This is a genomic window from Vibrio astriarenae (assembly GCF_010587385.1).
Taxonomy (GTDB): Bacteria; Pseudomonadota; Gammaproteobacteria; order Enterobacterales; family Vibrionaceae; genus Vibrio; species Vibrio astriarenae.
Genome location: NZ_CP047475.1, coordinates 1,896,107 through 1,915,456 on the forward strand (window position 1 = coordinate 1,896,107; position 19,350 = coordinate 1,915,456).

The window sequence follows — 19,350 nt, forward strand, 5'->3', positions numbered from 1 at the left end:
GAATCACCACTTCGATACTCAACTCAATCTAGTCTCAATTTGAGAAACACTAGAGTTGAACACAGTAAATCACTGAATAAATTGAACAATTTAGATTGGCATCCTCTTTGCTCTATCTGTTTAGACTTTGAATACACGAATAGAACGCAATGTGCTTAAGCACAGTCAAGAGAGGCTAGGATGACTAAAAAAATTCCACTACTTATTGTGCACTACGGTGATAACTGGATTCGCGGCAGTGAAGTGTGTCTCATGAATATGATTGATTCACTCGATAATCGTTATGTCCCGATTGTGTGGACAAACAATCCCGCTTTCGCTGACTATGCCGAAGCAAACCATATCATAGTTGAGCAAAGCGAGTTCCCGGAACTGGTGTGCCTTCACTCAGGTCAACGCAAAATTGACTGGAATAATTGGTGTCTTCTATTCAACAAAGCGCGGTACCTAATCCGCAAGCACCACATCAAACTGATACACGTTAACAGTGGTGCTCCATGTCAGTGGATGGCTTCCGCTGCTCGTGCGACTCATACTCCCATTGTCGCTCAACTGCATTGCGAATATAACCTGCACGACCGCTTCACACTTGGCCTGCATACAGTGCCAAACATTATCACGGTTAGTCATGCCATCAGCCAATCTCTACTTGAAGAGGGATATGAACAGCATCGCCTTCATGTCGTACACAACGGCGTTCCAGTGACAAGCAAAGAAGATATTGAGCCTGTCAACATTCGAGAAGAGCTAGGAATCAACGAAGACGCTAAAATCATACTGAGTGTTGGCTCTCTTATAGAACGTAAGGGCGTGGATAGATTAATCTCCACTATCTATCGTCTACGTGAAGAAGGCATCAACGCCCATCTAGTAGTAATAGGCGATGGTGAATGCAAAACTTTGCTGGAACAGTTTGCACAAGCGATTAATGTAGAAGATTACGTTCATCTAATTGGTGAACAAAATAACGTAAATGCATGGCTGCACGGTGGGGCAAACCTGTTTATTAGCGGCGCTCGCAGCGAAGCATTTGGACTCGTTCTTGTTGAGGCAGCGCTAGCAGGTATTCCAGTCATTGCTCCTGCTACAGGCGGCATTGTCGAAGTGATCAAGGATAGAAAAACTGGCCTACTTTACCCAAACAATAAAGACGCGGTTGAGCATATCACTCAACGTGCAACTTCAATCCTTTATGACCAAGAATATGGCCAAGAGCTTGCGGCTGCTGGTTTGACTCATGCTCAACAACACTTCTCGGTTGAAAACAATGTCTCGCATATTGAGGCGGTATATGAACATGTTCTACTCCAGCCAGGACAGCACAAATCAGTTTTCTCTGTGTTCCGCTGCGCTTTGCGCCCCTTAAAAACCGTGTGGAAAAAACACATTATTAATCGCTTCTTTGTGAGAGGAGCTCGCTATGAAAACTGCTAACCTACGACATGTTATTGTCTATGACCCTATCCCGTTTCATGGCGGCTCAAAAGTTGCGACGCTGCATGCGCTTGAACAAACCAATGAGAGTGTACTATTCCATGTGCTGTCAGCTCATCCTCAAAGTTGGCAAAGTGCGAACCTCGCTGACGCCAATGAACCTATGATTCATGTATCGACGCTACCAATACCCAACTTGCTAGCGACTCAAACACAGGGCCTAGCCTACTGGCTAAAACAGGGTTATCTCGTCATGATGTTGTTGATGTACACCCTTGCGCTTTTTACACGCTACCTACAATGCCCTAGTAAAATTGTTCTAGCTTCAGGGCCGGGTGTCGATTTTGCTGGTTACGTGTTAGCTCATCTTACTCGATTACCTGCGGTACAGCTGGTTCACGGGCCTGTAGGCAAGAGTCGTGTAGCGAAGTGGTGTCTAACTCAAGCGCATCAGACTTTTTATCTAGAATCTGCGAAACCTTCTTTGTTGGCTGCGCTGGAAACGCCATTTGCGGAGCTACCTAAACACTTCCATGCATTCGTCAATGGGCTACCCCAAAGACTTTGGCCAACCAACAGTCTCGTGCAAAGACAGTGGCACCATCCGACGGTTTTTTGGGCTGCGTCTCTATTAAAATGGAAGGGGCTTGATTTACTGGTTGATTCGTTACAGCGTCACAGACTAAGCCAACATTTACACAGCAACATCTGTTACATCCAACCAGAAAAAACATCAGCAGAAGTCAGTCAGGCCAATATTCCTGTACAAAATTGTCAATGGCATCGTTCGCCTCGTGACCTTGATGAACTGCGAGCAAATTCTGATATTTACGTCTCGACGAGCCAGTTCGAACCTTTTGGGCTATCGACACTAGAAGCATTGGCTGCCGGCCTCATTGTCGTTATTCCTGCTGACGGTGCCTACTGGGACCACCAACTTCAACACGGCTACAACTGCTACAAATACCGTATGAACGATCCGGAAAGCCTAAATCAAATCTTGGAGCACATTTGCCGAAATATGAAAAGTTGTCGAAGAGTGGCAATAAATGGTCAGAAAATTGCAAACCTCTATAAAGCACGCGAAACCTATCGTGATATTGCGGACGCTATCCAAGCCAGTGTCACTGATAAGGTAACGACTTAAAACGAGGATAAAGCTATGTCAGTCAGCTATGGAATACGTCAACGCATTAAAAAGATATCAAGTTCACAAGCCGGTGATATGGCGAGCTATGCCATTGCGTTGTTTTTCATGAAAGGGTTGTCACTGATCATGCTCCCAATCATTACCCGCTACCTTGCTCCTGCCGAGATGGGACAGCTTGAAATTCTTGCTGTGACCGGAGCGTTACTTGGCATTTTGTTCTCTGTCGCTCTCCATGAGGCTCTGTACCGCTTTGCAGGACAAGCGAAAGGCGAAGAGCAAGCAAAAATAGCCAACTCTCTGTTTACAATGACTTTACTGTTCTCTTTTTGCGCCGGATGCACTGGTATCGCATTCCTCGCTCACATAGAGTGGCCAACAGATTGGGAGCTAGAAAAAACGCCCGTACTCATATTATTCGGCTCTCTGACTATTGAAGGCGCGTTGGCAATGTCGCTAGCATGGTTACGAATGCTAGAGCGATCAAAAATATTCACTTTGATTTGCATTGTGACAAGCAGTTTGCAAGTCACTCTAGTGCTACTAGGCCTAGAGATAGGTTTCAGCATTAACGGTGTGCTGATTGCTGGTTTCATTGCCCACTTAATCCAGCTAGGTTGGGTCGTCAGAACAACTCAGTTGAAACTCCACATTCCAACCTCACGATTTGTCAAACAATCGCTCAAATACACCGCACCGATTATGCTTTCTGGGATCTGTGCCTTCGGCCTGAATGGTGCTGAGCGCTGGTTTATTTTAGAGGGGGAGTCATTCGCGACACTTGGCCAGTATGCGATTGCTGCAAAATTTGCCCTCGCTATGTGTATCTTGGTTCAACCATTTGGTATGTGGTGGATGCCCAAACGTTTCGCCATGCTGGATTCAAATGTTGAGAAAGCGACTAGAATTACAGAAAAAGGTATCGCTTACATCTGCTTACTGGCTCTTACCATTAGCTTATGTGGTCAATGGGCGCTCGAATTTTTACTGACTGATACCTACACCCCAGCGTCACAGTTGTTAACAGGAGCCATTTTCATGGTGTTAGGGAAAGAGTATTGCGAGTTGCTTAACCTTGGACTTTTGAAGCAAAAGAAAACAACTACGCTGTTTTACATTAATCTGGTCTCTGCCATTTTTGCTATCACCGCTATGATGGTGACATATCAATACGGCATCTGGAGCATCATTCTCACTGTTGGTATCACTCAGTTGCTGCGGGCCATAGCCATCTTTGCCTTCAGCCAACGTAGTTTCCGTCTACCCTACAACACTTACAAGCTCGGCATAATTTTGGTCATTACCCTAGTAGGAATGGCGACTCTGAACTCCAATGCGTCCATAGTTACTATGCTATTCACATGGGTGGTTACGTGCTTTGGTATCATCATATCGGTGATCCCCAATAAGATCAGAATATTTGGTTCACTATCCAAGCTAACCTCTGACAGTAAAGCGTTATGAATCACTCGTTGTTCACGCCAGCCCCACTCATTACCCTACTTTGCATTGGTATAATTGGTGCTGCATGGATGCTTGTACCACATCCCGCACTAGTCATTGCAATCTGTGCCCTGCCTATTGCAATCCTCGTTGTCATACGCCACCTGTTTTGGTTTGTGATTTTATTCGTTGTTTTCTCTTTCTTCCGCATTCACGAAGTGATTCCGCAACTGATGCCGTTTAAACTCCCCCTGCTCTTATCGTTAGGTGCATTGGCATCATTATGCTGGCATGCTTTCATCAGCCGTACATTACCGCTCTACTGGCACCCTTCAATGAAATGGCTGGCGATTTTCTGGGCTTTGGTCTTTGTCGGACTCATCTTTGCTTCAAATCGGGGAATTGCGATTACCTCGTTTAAGTCGGTGTATTGGAAGATCATCATCATGACGTTAGCGATAATCTGGATCGTCAACAACAAAGAGCAACTATCGCAAACGTGCTGGCTGATTGTTTGGGCAGGTCTGCTCGTGGCAGGTGTTGCGATTTATAACGCTCAAATGGGGATTGGGTTGGTTGAAGGGTCAAGGGTCACCATTGGTCGAAATATTGGCTCTATGCTCGGCGACCCGAATGATTTAGCTCTCGTGCTTCTCTTCCCCTTGGCCTTTTCAGTCAGCTTTCTGTTTAATACTAAGCTTGGGTTTGCACCCAGAGCTTTCGGTTTCTTAGTTGCAGCCTCCCTATCACTTGCGATTATCGAGACACAAAGCCGAGGTGGCTTGCTGGGCATGCTCACTGTTTACGGTGTCTTCATGCAACAATCGATCAAGTCAAAGACTCTGTTAACGTTTATCGCCGTTGCTGGTATCGCGTTTTTATACGTCGCTGCAGGTATTTCCGACCGTGCTTCTGGTGGCGCTGCTGAGGAAGGGATCGACGCCTCGGCAATGGGACGTATCTATGCATGGGAAGCGGCAGCTAGAATGGCACTTGTTAACCCTCTTACCGGTGTTGGTCTAAATAACTTCTACTTTAACTACTACTTCTATAGCTCACATTGGGACGGCCTCAACCATGCCGTACACAGTACTTGGTTCGGTGTGCTTGCAGAAACTGGCATTTTGGGATTATGCATCTTCATTGCCCTCATCGTCTCTCTTGCGAGAACCGCTAAGCGGTCGCTCGATATTCTTAAACAACAAACCTCTCCATCCCCTTATCTTGTCTCCGCCGCTAAAGCGGTATTCGCTGGTTTGATGGGGACGATTGTCTCAGGCACCTTCCTTACTCAGGGTTTTGTTTGGCCCATTTACATTCTTGCTGCGCTCATTATTTCAATATCCACTATCGTTCAAAACGATTCTCAAAATGAGAACCTAAAATAGCAACGACCTAAACCACTGATTATAATCATAATATTTTTTGGCACGTAATGTGAAACGTCTTTAGTAACCCGGACGCTTTTGCTTCTTAAATTGAGAAACACTTTCTCAAACTTAGATTCAAAGGCGGATTGAAAACTAAAGCGAGGACGTGACCATGAATTATGCCCCGGTACTTCAACTAAAACGTTGGCTAAAAGAGAGTGAAAGCCCAACGGCAAAAACACTCTTTCAATTCGCGAAAACGGTGCGTGTCTGTGATGTCAGGTACCCAAGCTTCATCAACTCTGCACTCTATGCAACCTACACATTTGCAAGAGACTCGTGGAGCAACCTGGTTCGCATATTAATTCAAACTCCAGCGTTTCGCGGCCGTTGTACCCGATGCGGTGACAAGCTATACCTATATGCAGGTATGCCGTTTATCTCTGGGCCTATGACTATCAACGTAGGCGACGACTGTCGCATCTCGGGTCAAACGACCTTCTCTGCAAGCAGCCATTGCCATACCCCAACCCTTGAAATCGGCAACAACGTGGGTATTGGTTGGCAGACCACCATCGCGGTTGGCACGAAAGTGATTATCGAAGACAACGTTCGAATTGCTGGCCGAGCAAACCTATTTGGTTATTCAGGACACCCGTTAGATGCAAAGCGCAGAGCGGCAAGTGAGCCAGACGACATCGAGCAAATTGGCGACATTATTCTAAAAAAAGACTGCTGGTTGGCCACCAATGTCATCGTGAAATCTGGTGTCACGATTGGTGAAGGCGCAATTATTGCGGCAGGTAGTGTTGTTACTCAAGACATTCCACCCTACGTTATTGCTGGTGGTAGCCCAGCGAAAGTGATTAAAGCTATTGAACCATCCTCACACACAGAGGAGACGAATCATGCGTGATCTTATCGTATTCGGTGAAGACTTCGGCGGTCTTCCATCAAGCACTCAACACCTTATCACTAACTTGAGTAAAGAGAGAAAAATCCTTTGGGTAAATTCCATTGGTCTGCGTAAACCTCGCTTAAGTGCCAATGATGCAAAACGAGTATTTGAAAAAGTGATGGGGCGAGGCAAGCAAGATTTTGCAGATAATCAAACTCGAAACGACATCCCTGACAACATCAAAGTGGTTAACTTAAGAACCATTCCAGCCCCTAAACACGATTGGGAGCGAGATCTGGCAAAAAAAGCAATGCTGAAGCAGCTACAACCGATTTTAGAAAAATATCGCTTTAACAAACCGATACTTTGGTCCTCGCTACCAACAGCCGCTGACTTGTGTGGGACACTAGACGAATCTGCCGTAGTCTACTACTGTGGCGACGACTTCAATGCACTTGCCGGCGTCGATCACGACACCATCAGTCAACATGAAACCAATATGGCTGATCACGCGGACATCATCTTGGCGGCTAGCCAAAATATCAGTAGTAAGTTCCCTGACAGTAAAACGCATATCTTACGACATGGCGTTGACTTCCAGCGATTCTCTCAACCCGCTGAGCGCGCACTTGACCTCCCAGAAGGAAAACCTATCGCTGGTTTTTATGGTAGCCTATCGGAGTGGCTAGACTATGACATGATCAATGCGGCAGCAAAAGCATTACCCGGTTGGAACTTTGTTTTTATTGGTAAAAACGAACTTCGCTACCAACCTCTTGCTGATTTACCCAACATTCATGTGTTAGGTCCCAAACCGCACCACGAGTTACCAAAATATAGTCAGCATTGGGACGTAAGCCTACTACCCTTTAAGGATAACGAACAGATTCGTGCATGTAGCCCTTTGAAGCTACTAGAATATATTGCAGCGGGTAAGCCAGTAATCAATACTCCTTTTCCTGCCGCAAAAGCGTATGAAAATCAATTGAATCAGGTGGCTGATACGGAAGAGTTCATTGCTGCTCTTAGTCAATATCCACGCCTTGTTCAAACTCAACCAAGGACGGTTGAATCAGAAAGCTGGGCAACACGTGCCTTATTTGTTGATTGGTTATTGGAGCTGCTATGACGCAACTGAAGTTAAGAATTAGCCACATCATATTGGCAGGCTGGCGACGTCGTTGGGTGATCGTTTTGCCTATGCTTATCCTGCCAATCATTGCGCTAGGTGTATCTAAACTTGCTCCGCTGAAATACACATCACACACTAGCATGTTGATTCAAGAAACCGCTAAGATGAACCCTTTCTTGGAAGATCTTGCTGTTTCAACGATGCTCAATGACCGCTTGAATGCGATCAAAACTCTGCTAAAAAGTCGACATGTACTTACTATGGTGGCAGAAGAACGTGGTCTTATTATCCCAGAGTCCTCTCCTGCAGAAAAAGACAGAGTCATCGCAACCATCGCGAGTAATTTAAGTGTGAGTCAAATGGGTAAGGATCTCCTAAAGATTCAATACACTGCCGATTCGCCAGAGGGAATGAAAGAACTGCTAGAGACCATCAGCAAGCATTTTGTAGAACAAGTATTAGCGCCAGAGCGTTCTTCAATTCGAGATTCAAGTACCTTCCTCTCGCAACATATCGACAAACGCTTTACTGAGCTACAACAAGCCGAGCAGCGCTTGGCAGACTATACCAACCAAAACCCAGGCATCACTCCAGAACTGCAAAATCAAAGCTACGCGCGCATAGAGTCTCTAAAGCAGACGCTTGCAGAGAAAGAGGCACAGCTTTCTGGGTTAGAAAAAGGCCTTGGGTCTCTCGACCAACAACTTTCTCAGACCAACCCCGTGGTGGGTCGAATAGAAGAACAAATTATCGAAATTCGTAGTGAGCTTACTCTATTGCAAGCCAAATACACAGATAATCACAGTGCGGTACAAGCAAAGAAACGCGAGCTTGAGCGCTTGGAACTTGAACGAGAGACGCTTCTTCAATCTCAGCAGCCAAACCTAAACACTGACCAATTGTGGGATATGGCCAGTAGTCAAAACCTTCAATCGTCGAGCTCTATCCAACCACTGTTAATGACGCAACTGCAGAGCTTGCAAGAGGCTCGTGGTCAATACGAGGCGTTAAAAGAAGAAACGGCAAGTATGCGGACTATGATTACCGATCTTGAAGAACGCACTCGCAGCTTTGGTGATGAAGTTAAAGAGGTCTATCGCCTTCAGCGAGACGTAGAGCTAAAGCGTGGGCTCTATGAAGAGTTGCTTCAGCGCTACGAAATGGCGGAATTGACGGGCTCACTCGGTGAGTTTGAAGAAGATAAGCGTATTAAAGTCATCGACCTACCTTACACGCCGAGTACACCATCGAATCTACCTGCCATCGTCTTCGTAATCGCCGGCCTGTTTGGTGGGATTGCACTGGGTATTGGTATTTCAATTATGATCGAGCTGTTCGATTCTACCATTCGCAACGCTTCAGATATCGAACAACTTACAGATATTCCGGTAATTACTTCACTACCAAAGTTTGCAAATACGACTCGTCAAATTCATTCTCAAAATGAGATTTAATCTTCATTAACACAAAATATATCATTAAATCAGACCCTTAAGTGTTGGCATAAACCGTGCAGTATCAAGAGAGGAGTGGTTAATCACTTCAAGATTGCACAACAACAACGTCTTAAGGGTCTCGACATGAATACAAATAAAACCACCGTATTTCACATCGTACAGCATCTAGCACCAGGAGGTTTAGAGAGCTTAGTATTGGATTTTGTCACTTTTGCAGACCCAAATACGGATGTCTATGTGGTAAGCCTTGAAGGCACAAAGGAACGAGCCATCTCTCACTGGCCTAAGCTTGCTAAATACGAACAGAAGTTGGTATTCCTAAATAAAGAGCCAGGCTTCCAAACTGAAGTTTTTGAATCTTTGAAGACCTTGTTCATAACTTGCGAAGCAGATGTTGTCCATACCCATCATATTGGGCCACTCCTCTACGGCGGTATCTCAGCCAAAAGAGCCGGGGTTCCTGTTCGAGTCCACACTGAGCATGATGTCTGGCACTTATCAAACACAAAAAATCGTTTCATGGAGTCTCTGCTACTAAAATATGTACAACCTAAACTCGTTGCAGATGCTAACCGCGTAGGACAGAGCCTATCAGACATGTTCAATTATTCAGACCTATCAACTATTCACAATGGCATTGACGTTGTTCGTTTCAATCAAGGTCCAAAATATCAAGCAAGAAAAAAGCTCAATATTAAACAGAACATAAAAACCATCGGCAGTGCGGGTCGCCTAGAGATCGTCAAAGGGCACGATGTGTTGATCAAGGCAATGCGATATGTACCAAGCCACGTACACCTTGTTATCGCCGGGGACGGCAGTCAAAAGGAACATCTACAAAAGCTTATTGATGCGATGCAACTAAACGACCGTGTCACCTTACTTGGACGCATTGATGACATGACAACATTTTATCAGGCGCTAGACCTATTTTGTTTGCCATCGCGCCATGAAGGTTTCCCGCTTACAGCATTAGAGGCTCAAGCTTGTGGCGTTCCAACGGCCGTAACCGACGTCGGTTCCTCAAGCGAAACACTGTGCCCAGAAAGCGGTACGTTAATTAAGCCAAATCGAGTCATCGAAATGGCTAGAACACTCAGCACGGCTGCAAAAAAGGTCGTTGCAACATCACCGCGCCAATTTATCGTTGAAAACAACGATATTCGCAAAATGATTGCCAAATATGAAATGCTTGCTATCAAGGGAGAGACAGCATGAGTACATCAGACTGGGTTTGGACGACAATCTTCACTTTGAGCTGCCTACTGATCATCTACCATCACGTAGGCTACCCTCTACTGCTTAAACTTTACCTTAAGTATCGTACGCGAAAAATTAAGAAAGGTAATGAGCGTAAGTTTGGCTTTAATCACTCTGATTATTTTCGCCCTTCCATTACTGTCATTGTCCCTGCATATAATGAAGAGCAGTGGATTGCTCAGAAGATCAGAAACTTAGCCATGATCGATTACCCTAGGGACAAGCTTCGTGTTGAGATCTACTGTGATGGCTGTACCGATGAAACAGTCAATATTGCTCAGCAAACGATTCAAGAAGCAACCTGTGCGGACACGCTTTTTATCATTCATGATTGCAAGCAAAATCGTGGCAAAGTCGCGGTTATCAATGACGCAATGAAATCTGTCGAAACCGACCTAACTACCTTTAGTGATGTCTCCGCAATCACATCTATCGATGCGTTATTGATTGCAGAACGTCATTTTGAGAATCCTGACGTTGGTGTGGTCAACGGTCAGTACGTTTTATACGAATCTGGCTCTGCTGGTGAGAAAAAATACTGGGAATATCAATGTGACATGAAATTTGCGGAAGCAAAAATGGCGACCGCGATTGGCGCACATGGTGCTTTTTATATCTTCCGCACAGCCCTATTCACACCACTTGGAACCAGCATGATTAACGATGATTTTATCATCCCCATGGAGATTGTGAGCCGAGGTTACGACGCTGTGTACGACAACAATGTCATCGCCACAGAGATGGAACCAACTGATTTATCAGATGATTTCTCTAGAAGACTGAGAATATCAGCAGGTAACATGCAACAAGCACTGTTCCTTGGTAAGCTATTCCACCCACGCTTTCGTCGTGTCGCCTTCGCCTTCTTTTCTGGTAAAGGGCTACGCCTTCTGACGCCATATCTTATGCTTGCAGCATTCATTAGCAGCTTAATGATGATTCACAATCCGCTATTTTTTGGCATGGTGCTTGCTCAAGTACTTGTGTATGGAGTTGGAGTGTGTTGCTGGCTGATTCCAGCCACAAACAAGATAAAAACTTTCCAGCTCATTCATTATGTTCTCATGGGACATTTCGCCAACTTAATCGGTGGCCTCAAATATCTAGTTAACCGCTGCCGAGCTTGAACGTCAGCTTTGGTAAAGAAAGGAATTTACTATGTACACACTAACAAATAACAAAACTGCAGTAGGGTTTGGAAAGCGCTGTTTCGATTTAGTCGGCGCGATAGTCGGCCTCGCTCTTTTTCTACCTATTTTTCCGATCATTGCACTTGCGATTGTTTCAACGTCGAAAGGGCCCGTTTTTTACCAGCAGACCCGAGTAGGCAAGAGCACACCCGAGCATATGGCACTGTTTGAAATCATCAAGTTCAGAACTATGTATCAAGACGCCGAAGCGAAAAGCGGTGCTGCTTGGGCAACAGATAACGACCCACGAATCACGCCTGTTGGAAGATTCCTGCGTAAAACAAGACTGGACGAGCTGCCACAACTATTCAATGTGCTGAAAGGTGAGATGTCGCTTATTGGTCCACGACCAGAGCGCCCGGTCTTCTATACCACTCTAGAGCGCGAAATCCCCTTCTTCGCTGACCGTACTTATGGTGTTCTTCCTGGTATTACCGGCCTAGCTCAAGTAAACCAAGGCTATGACACTAGCATCGAGGACGTTCGTTCAAAAGTTGGTTACGACCACAGCTACGCCTTGTCACAAGGTAATTTAATCAATTGGTTCAAAACGGATATGTCTATTGTCTTCCGCACTATTGTGGTCATGGTGGACGGACGAGGAAAATAAATTTGGATTAGACACATCTCTGTCCTAGCTTATCAATATTGGTATTCATGATTGTTCCTGAGCATTTTTAGTTTCGCCCGAGCCTAGCTTGGGCTTTTTTTTGTCCCGCCGAACACACCCTACGATGATCTCGCCATCCCATTTACATTTTCTCTCCACTTTCAGCCATGATTAACGCCTAATTTCTCAATTTGAGAATACCCCTTCTCATATCGACGTAACTATCCGCCTGTTGAATTATCATATTGAGAAAATTAGATAATTTTCAATAAAATCATTGAGATAAAAGTTGGCACGTTCCTCGCTATATCTACTGTAACCAGATAAAACGTCAGTGATAAGGAACATTGTTATGAGCAACACACCTAAATTCTCAATCAACAAAACCAGCTTTTTAATCGGTCTTGCAATGATGGGCCAAGCTGCTTACTCATATGCAGCACCTTTCGATTCTTGCCCAAGCCAAGCCTACTTATTCCAATCTAAACCTGTACAAGTTTATGGCGTGAACTTGGTCACAGGTGAATCTACGTTACTGCAAGGTGACACAGGCACTACAGCAAACGTAAATGGTGTGGGCTTTGATTTCGACAGCCGTTACATCTTTGGCTATGACACTACAAACAAGAAAATCGTTCGTCTGGGTAAAGATTTCCAAGTTGAAGACATCAATACAAATGGCTTACCAACGGATTACACATTTTATGTTGGTGATGTATTCAATAAACACTATTTCCTTTACCGCAAAGGAAAAGGCCTATTCATGATAGATTTGTCACCCCTCGATTCTGATCCTAATGCTGTCCTAGATGTCGTTCAGGTATCAAGCAATGCAAAAATCAGCCTAACCGATATGGCTTTTCATCCAAATGATGAACAACTTTACGGGGTGGATAATGGCTCAGGTATCCTTTACCGCTTCGATACCACAACCGGAGACACTACGTTAATCGGCGATATTGGTGTTACGGGTACTTTCGGTGCGGGCTATTTCGATGTGAATGGTTACTACTACTTATCACGCAACCAAGATGGCCATATTTTCCGAATTGACCTTTCAAGCCAGTCAAACATCGATAATGGCAACGTAACCGCGGTCAAATTTGCAGATGGCCCAGCTTCAGGCCAAAATGACGGTGCGCGCTGTGCCTTTGCGCCAGTGATTGATGAATCTTCGACTATCGATTTTGGTGATGCGCCTGATACCTACCTGACTACGCTTGCCAGCAATGGTCCTCGCCACCAACTTGATGGCACGACTTACTTGGGTTCGCAACATCCTGATGGCGACACTGATGCTCAAATCGCGCCTCTAAGCGATGATACTACGGGCATTGACGATGAAGACGGTATCAACTTCGTTACAGCGATTGAGCCGGGTCTTGACTCTGTCATCCAAGTTAACGCTTCAACACAAGGCTATTTGACCGCATGGTTCGACTGGAACCAAGATGGCGACTTTGATGATGAGGGCGAGCACGTCATTCAGGATCAGCTCATCGATGAGGGCCTACAAAATATTGTCTTCAACGTAGATTTCAACGCTATATCCGGCGTGACATGGGCTCGCTTCCGTTTTAGTCAACAAGAAGGCTTGAACTACTTTGGCGGTGCAACGTCAGGAGAGGTGGAAGACCATCAAGTAACCGTAACGGGTGAAGGCATCACCGTTCGACACTTCCCTAGTGAATCGGGTTACGCAACATTAGCCTACGAAGACAACTGGCCATACACCGCAGACTACGACATGAATGACGTTGTCATGCACTACCGCGTTACTGAAATTCTACGTGATGGGAATGTTGAAAAATCTTATATCCGAGGTCGCTTAGCAGCGGTGGGTGCTGACTACCACAACGGATTTGCAGTTCGCCTGAAAGGTATTCAAAGATCCGATATTGACCAAACTAAAACGCGCCAATACCACAATGATGTGCTTCTGCTGGACAGCGGACTAGAGCATGACAGCAATGAAGCTATCTTCATCGTCTCTCCAGATGTGACTGCTATGAAGCCCGGCTGTGCTTACCACAGAACTCAGATGGACTGTAAAGAAGATGAGCAGTTTATGTTTGAGCTTCACGTTTCAATCAATCAAGACACTGACACTAGCGCGATGCTCGGTATGCCTTATGACCCGTTCATCTTTGCAACTCCTGGCTATTACCACGGTGAAGGGTTACCGCTACACCCAGGGCGTCAGTGGGAAGTGCACCTAGCCGATTACGCACCAACTGAAAAATTCAACGGTGACGCAATGTGGAATATGGGTGTGGATGCAAGCTCTCCATCTGAGGGTATCTACTTCAAGACAGCAGAAAACCTACCATGGGCACTACTAATGACAGAAGAGTGGCGCTGGCCAACAGAGCGTACGGACCTAGTACAAGCTTACCCTCAGTTTGCTGAATACGCTGAAAGTGCTGGCTCTCAAGCCCACACATGGCACGAACGTGAAAACGCAGTAGACGCAAAAATTTACGAATAACCGATAGCAAAACGCACAGAAATAAATATCGAAAAGGAATACGACTATGAACATCACAAACAACAACCTATACCTATCCCTAGTAATGAGTTTTGCATTAATCGGCTGTGGCGGTGGAGGCGGCGGAGGCTCGGCACCAGCCCAAACCTCATCTGCACCTGAAGAAGAGGCGGTTACAGAGGTCGTGGAAGCAGCGGTAGAGGAAGTTGCAGAGGAGGTAGAAGCAGTAGTGGAGCCTATCACATCAACAGCACAAACAGTGCAAGATCTGATTGTTCCAGATGGCTTTAGCTTTGACCCTATAACTGAAATGAATATCGATATCGACATCAGTAGCTTATCGACTCAACGTGCTTACGTCTCAATTTACAGTGAATACGAAATGTCTGATACAGGTATGCTAGTACCAAGTGGTGATCACAAGCTCGCAGGCCAAGCGCTGGAAGCAGGAACGGGTAACATCGACATTATTTACGCAGACGGCATTGATAAAGTACTCGCTGAAGTTTGGTTTTACGATGGTAGCGACCCTATTCAAAAAGAACTAACAGCGGATGACAACACCTTTTATTACTAGTCCACATCACATTTCCACCAATAAAGCAGCGAGCCTTTCGCTGCTTTTTCATTGAGTTACAACACGCCCCTCGGTTAAGTGGAGTTATATTGATCTCTATCAATAGCGAGCAGGCCAAAGAGCACGTATGTTTAAAATGTTAATCAAGTGTGAAGAGGAGATTTTCTATGGACTTGAAACAAGACACTCGATGCTACACTGACGTGTGTGTGAATGGGCTTTGGTACCACTACGATCACTGCACGACGCACGCATACATTTTAAAGGGAGGGGCTTCACCTTCCGTACAACTCAAGTCGGAACCTAAAACCGAAGAAGAACTCATCCACCTTCTGCAAAGCCTCAACTGTTAAACTGTTGTGAAATAGCCACTTTCTTAGTTCGATGTAGAGATCACACTCTGTGATCTCTATTCCACAAATATTTTGATCCATGCCACATTCATATTAATATGTCACTTTCATTTAACAGGATAAGAAACAGAGCGCATGGATTCATTCTTTCTCAACTACGCAGAACAGTCCAGAAACAAACTGCTTGCGCTCTCTAGCTTGTGCTTTAGCTTTCTTCTTCCAATTCTCGCTACGATTAATCTATTTATTGACCGCGAATACGCCTTGGCCGCTATTCAAATGTTCTGTGGTCTATATTGCGGTTATGTTTACTGCAGCACGAAAAAAAAAGCAGCATCGACATATGTTGTTTTGATTTATGCGTACTTCACGATTCTATTAGGTTGTGCAACCTCACTTCTTTCTCCTTTAGAAACTGGTGCGGTAGTGTGGATGTTATTATCGCCTGTTTTGCTTTACGCATTATTAGGGGAAAAACACGGTTTTACGGCAAGCTTTGTTTCACTCGCAACTCACGGCGCGATATTGGTGGACAAAACGTACCCCGAACACGTGGCTGCATCTTCGATCATTTCAAATATTGGTCTTTGCTACATTGCGATTTGGCTACTCACTCACGCCTATGAGCATAATCGCGCGTGCGCGGAGGCCACCCTGCACAACCTAGCAACTAAAGATACACTTACAGGGTGTCTTAATCGGCTCGCACTTATTCACCAATACGAACAACTGACTCAACAAACCTCTTCCCAACCAGTCTCTATGCTTATCTTAGATATCGACCATTTTAAGTCGATCAACGATGAATATGGCCATTCATGTGGGGATAAAGTGCTGCAAGAGATTGGTCAGGTACTCAGTACATTAATCAATACGGATGTCTATCGAATTGGTGGCGAAGAGTTTTGTGTATTACTTCCAAGAGAGTCCGTTACGCAAGCAGCTAGGCTTGCTGAAGCGATACGCAGCGAAATATACCAACACCGATTCTTGGCGGAAACAAAAAATCTCCATCTTACACTCAGTATCGGCGTTTGCGCGTGTGAAGAGCACGACTTAAGCAAGGTTCTCATGTTGGCGGATACTGAGCTCTATCGGGCTAAACAAAGCGGGCGTAATCAGGTAAAAGTTTGCGCCCAAGAAGAGATGGAATTGACACCAGCCAGCTCCTACTAGGCTACTCCTGACTCTCAAACACGACGTTGTAGTTTTCAGTGTAGTTGCAGTGAGGGGCTCGGCTACAGATAAAGAATCGACGCCCCTTGTAGTCACCCTGACTTGCGACTTTTATCACCATTGGACTATGACATTTTTTACAGAAACGAACTTCCTGATCTGGCTCGATTAAGTCGATATGTGCTGCTAGTAAACGACGCAGGCGCCCAACTTGATAACTATGCTTGTGAGATGTACCTATCAGTGGGAGACCAGAGGATTTGCACACATGGATAAGCAGCTTTTGTCTTTCCGCTTTACCCTTGTCTAACTCACGACCATCATCAAGCTCAATCACCACCCTCGCTTCCATGGTACGCGGGTCACAAATGACGTAATCAAAATAACTCTTGGCGATACGTGTATTGGAGACAAACCATTGCTTCTTATTAGCCGCAATTGGGGCGATCACTTTCGTCATTGCAATTTTGGGCATAATGATACCGTGCTTTCCTACCGCTTCCTGCAACGCCTGTAAAAATGCGATCTCTTGGTTATTTAAAACCGCAGCCTTCTTTTTATAACGGCTATCTTTCAACTCATCTGGTTTTATCACTCGCTTTTGGACAATAACAAAGAAAACCACCAAAACGATCAAAATGATAAAAATGCTCTGCATGCCTGATTCAACCCAACTTGACTAGTTCATAGGATTGTAACCAAAACTGCCCTCAAATCCCCTACATTTTTTATTCTGGGCCAGCTGTTTTAGAAAAACTTTGTCCATATATTGAGCCCTTGTGGGCTCTACATGGGTAACGTTTACACAATTAAATAGGCCTTAAAGCGCATGAAATCGACGCCCAAAGATTGCACGCATTAGGAAATATATTTGATCCAAATCAAATCTACGAGCAAGTAAACTGGCTAAAGTTTGGTCAGGAATGCTTTAATTTTTATTAAAAAGTAACCGTGAAAGGAGGAACTATGAACAAAGATTGTTTAGGGATCTGTTTGTCACAAGGAGTACTGAAAGAACATCTAAGCACCACTTTTACCCATGTGCGAGCATATTCCCCCCAGCGTGAACTTGAATCTTCAGACGTGGTATTAGCATACCCGCAAATGTCTGGTCAACAGGTTCTTGATTCTATGCAGGGCTCAAGCCGCTTAATATGGAGAGCTGAATACTCCTGCGAGGCATAAACCGAATGTATCAGAGCCAGATCGAATTCAAGCAAACAACACCGAACTATTGACTATACTAATAATCAAATCAATTCGTTCGGTGTTTTTTATGCAAAAAATCCTTCTCGCCAGCACTGCACTTTTAGCCTTTTCTATCTCCTTCTCAACACAATCAGCAATGAGCTACTCTCTGAGCTGTACACTAAAAGCGTCTAATGACCGTTTCGTCTACTTTCCCGAACAGCTCATCTACCAAAGCGATCAATTTGCAGTGTTTCACAACTTCAAAGGACGTGTTGTCACACAAGTCGACCTAAAGACTGACCAGATGATCCGTACCACCTATATTGGTGAACCTTTTGATCCTGAATACCAAATTTTGTTTGGTTCTTGTGCTAATGCAAACACGACCCTTTCTCTATGGTTAACGGAACAACAGCTTGATAATCCAACGCTTTAGCTCGCAAAGTTAAGATAAAAACGATTAAACTAGTTGGTATATAATTCGGTCTTGAGGTAAAAGAGACAAGTTTCCTCAATCTATTCAATTACCATGACTGAACATCAAAAAATTGCCAGTGTAGAGCTAGGACGTGTGATCGCCATCATTGCGGTCATCGCTATTCATAGCCAATTAATGACAGGGTACCCGCTTCTCAACAATGAACCTTGGCTAGGCAACATCATCAATCAGCTTTCCCGCTTTGCTGTGCCATTTTTCTTCATCACCTCTGGCTATTTTCTCCAACCTAAACTTGAAAAAACACCACTAGAAACCGGATGGCGTTACTGCAAGCCTCTGATCTTTATGTGGGTTATATGGAGCTTTATTTATTTAATCGCACCATTCAACCTACACACTCTCTCACAAGACGGGTGGTTAGCAGAGCGCAGCGGTTATTGGAGCTACCTAGCACAAGCTCCACTCAACTCTTTTCTTGAAGGGGGGATGGTGCACCTTTGGTTTTTACCTTCTCTCATCATGGCCGTTGGCATCATTGCAGTGTTAGTCCACCTAAAGCGTGCAGCTTGGCTCCTGCCATTATCAGTGTCACTTTATCTCTACGGTGTGCTAGCTGGAAGCTACCAACCATTAACCGACTTGCAACCGCTGTTTTTTACTCGCAATGGTCCTTTCTTTAGCTTACTCATGGTGAGCGCTGGATTCTTGATTCGACAACACCGCTTGCGTCTGTCATCTCTGCAAGCAACGATGATTATGCTGATAGGTTTCATTGGCCACTTTAGTGAAGCATTCGCGCTCACGCAATTTGATATCGACTTCAGAATCCATGATTTCTTGTTCAGTACATCATTGTGGGCTGTCGGGCTTTTTTTACTTCTTTTAGCAAATCCTAGTTGGGGTAACCACCCTTGGATATATGCCATAGCAAACATGACATTGGGTATTTACCTACTTCATCTTTTGTTGATTATCTATATGAGTAATCTCGCTGCGGTCCTTAAAACTCAGAGCCTAGCAAGAGATGGTCTTGTTTTTTTTGGTGCACTGATTAGCTCGGTTATTTTGACCTTTGTTATTAGTCGTTCACCCAGCATCAACAAGCTGTTCTTCAAGTAAAAAGTTGTAATGTAAAAGAGCTCTGGGGATTACCCGGAGCTCTTTAGTTATACGCTCAAAGACACA

The 19,350-nt window shown here is 44.8% G+C and carries 18 protein-coding genes; 17 read left to right on the top strand and 1 reads right to left on the bottom strand.

What is annotated here, in order from left to right; genetic code table 11:
• Positions 1 to 180: 180 nt before the first annotated feature.
• The 14 genes from GT360_RS08925 to GT360_RS08990 all read left to right on the top strand — a co-directional run bounded on the left by GT360_RS08925 (position 181) and on the right by GT360_RS08990 (position 16,535).
• Positions 181 to 1,434, top strand: a complete 1,254-nt coding sequence (locus tag GT360_RS08925) for a glycosyltransferase (RefSeq protein ID WP_164648523.1) — start codon at positions 181 to 183, stop codon at positions 1,432 to 1,434.
• Positions 1,421 to 2,581: a glycosyltransferase family 4 protein gene (locus GT360_RS08930; protein WP_164648524.1), complete on the top strand. Its 1,161-nt coding sequence runs from the start codon at positions 1,421 to 1,423 to the stop codon at positions 2,579 to 2,581. The genes GT360_RS08925 and GT360_RS08930 overlap by 14 nt, the downstream gene beginning before the upstream one ends.
• 15 nt (positions 2,582 to 2,596) lie before the next feature.
• On the top strand, positions 2,597 to 4,045 hold the full coding sequence (locus GT360_RS08935; RefSeq protein WP_164648525.1) for a lipopolysaccharide biosynthesis protein: 1,449 nt from the start codon (positions 2,597 to 2,599) through the stop codon (positions 4,043 to 4,045).
• Positions 4,042 to 5,412, top strand: a complete 1,371-nt coding sequence (locus tag GT360_RS08940) for an O-antigen ligase family protein (protein ID WP_164648526.1) — start codon at positions 4,042 to 4,044, stop codon at positions 5,410 to 5,412. Before GT360_RS08935 ends, GT360_RS08940 begins: the two co-directional genes overlap by 4 nt.
• A 154-nt stretch (positions 5,413 to 5,566) precedes the next feature.
• Positions 5,567 to 6,310, top strand: coding sequence for an acyltransferase (locus GT360_RS08945; RefSeq protein ID WP_164648527.1), 744 nt, complete (start codon positions 5,567 to 5,569; stop codon positions 6,308 to 6,310).
• The gene (locus GT360_RS08950) at positions 6,303 to 7,421 is read left to right on the top strand and encodes a glycosyltransferase (protein WP_164648528.1); all 1,119 of its coding nucleotides are present in this window, start codon (positions 6,303 to 6,305) and stop codon (positions 7,419 to 7,421) included. The genes GT360_RS08945 and GT360_RS08950 overlap by 8 nt, the downstream gene beginning before the upstream one ends.
• Entirely contained in the window at positions 7,418 to 8,878 is a 1,461-nt protein-coding gene (locus GT360_RS08955; RefSeq protein ID WP_164648529.1) for a GumC family protein, read from the top strand. The genes GT360_RS08950 and GT360_RS08955 overlap by 4 nt, the downstream gene beginning before the upstream one ends.
• A 126-nt stretch (positions 8,879 to 9,004) precedes the next feature.
• Positions 9,005 to 10,099, top strand: a complete 1,095-nt coding sequence (locus tag GT360_RS08960) for a glycosyltransferase (RefSeq protein ID WP_164648530.1) — start codon at positions 9,005 to 9,007, stop codon at positions 10,097 to 10,099.
• The gene (locus GT360_RS08965; protein WP_164648531.1) at positions 10,096 to 11,268 is read left to right on the top strand and encodes a glycosyltransferase family 2 protein; all 1,173 of its coding nucleotides are present in this window, start codon (positions 10,096 to 10,098) and stop codon (positions 11,266 to 11,268) included. The genes GT360_RS08960 and GT360_RS08965 overlap by 4 nt, the downstream gene beginning before the upstream one ends.
• A 31-nt stretch (positions 11,269 to 11,299) precedes the next feature.
• Positions 11,300 to 11,941: a sugar transferase gene (locus GT360_RS08970; RefSeq protein ID WP_164648532.1), complete on the top strand. Its 642-nt coding sequence runs from the start codon at positions 11,300 to 11,302 to the stop codon at positions 11,939 to 11,941.
• Positions 11,942 to 12,293: 352 nt separating this feature from the next.
• Entirely contained in the window at positions 12,294 to 14,429 is a 2,136-nt protein-coding gene (locus tag GT360_RS08975) for an LruC domain-containing protein (RefSeq protein ID WP_164648533.1), read from the top strand.
• A gap of 46 nt (positions 14,430 to 14,475) precedes the next feature.
• On the top strand, positions 14,476 to 15,006 hold the full coding sequence (locus GT360_RS08980) for a hypothetical protein (RefSeq protein ID WP_164648534.1): 531 nt from the start codon (positions 14,476 to 14,478) through the stop codon (positions 15,004 to 15,006).
• 167 nt (positions 15,007 to 15,173) lie between these two features.
• Complete coding sequence (locus GT360_RS21895) at positions 15,174 to 15,359, top strand: hypothetical protein (RefSeq protein ID WP_164648535.1); 186 nt, start codon at positions 15,174 to 15,176, stop codon at positions 15,357 to 15,359.
• Between the two features lie 135 nt (positions 15,360 to 15,494).
• Positions 15,495 to 16,535 carry a GGDEF domain-containing protein gene (locus GT360_RS08990; RefSeq protein WP_164648536.1) on the top strand — a complete coding sequence of 347 codons (1,041 nt, stop codon included), beginning with the start codon at positions 15,495 to 15,497 and terminating at the stop codon, positions 16,533 to 16,535.
• Between the two features lies 1 nt (position 16,536).
• Here the strand turns inward: GT360_RS08990 and GT360_RS08995 are convergent, their stop codons facing one another.
• Entirely contained in the window at positions 16,537 to 17,193 is a 657-nt protein-coding gene (locus GT360_RS08995) for a DUF2726 domain-containing protein (protein WP_164648537.1), read from the bottom strand.
• 308 nt (positions 17,194 to 17,501) lie between these two features.
• On the opposite strand from GT360_RS08995, the gene GT360_RS22060 reads away from it, so the two are divergent.
• The 3 genes from GT360_RS22060 (at position 17,502) to GT360_RS09005 (ending at position 19,284) form a co-directional block, all read left to right on the top strand.
• Positions 17,502 to 17,720: a hypothetical protein gene (locus GT360_RS22060; RefSeq protein WP_239502542.1), complete on the top strand. Its 219-nt coding sequence runs from the start codon at positions 17,502 to 17,504 to the stop codon at positions 17,718 to 17,720.
• A gap of 91 nt (positions 17,721 to 17,811) precedes the next feature.
• Positions 17,812 to 18,162, top strand: coding sequence for a hypothetical protein (locus GT360_RS09000; protein ID WP_164646941.1), 351 nt, complete (start codon positions 17,812 to 17,814; stop codon positions 18,160 to 18,162).
• A 78-nt stretch (positions 18,163 to 18,240) separates the two neighbouring features.
• The gene (locus GT360_RS09005; RefSeq protein ID WP_420825446.1) at positions 18,241 to 19,284 is read left to right on the top strand and encodes an acyltransferase family protein; all 1,044 of its coding nucleotides are present in this window, start codon (positions 18,241 to 18,243) and stop codon (positions 19,282 to 19,284) included.
• Positions 19,285 to 19,350: the final 66 nt, after the last annotated feature.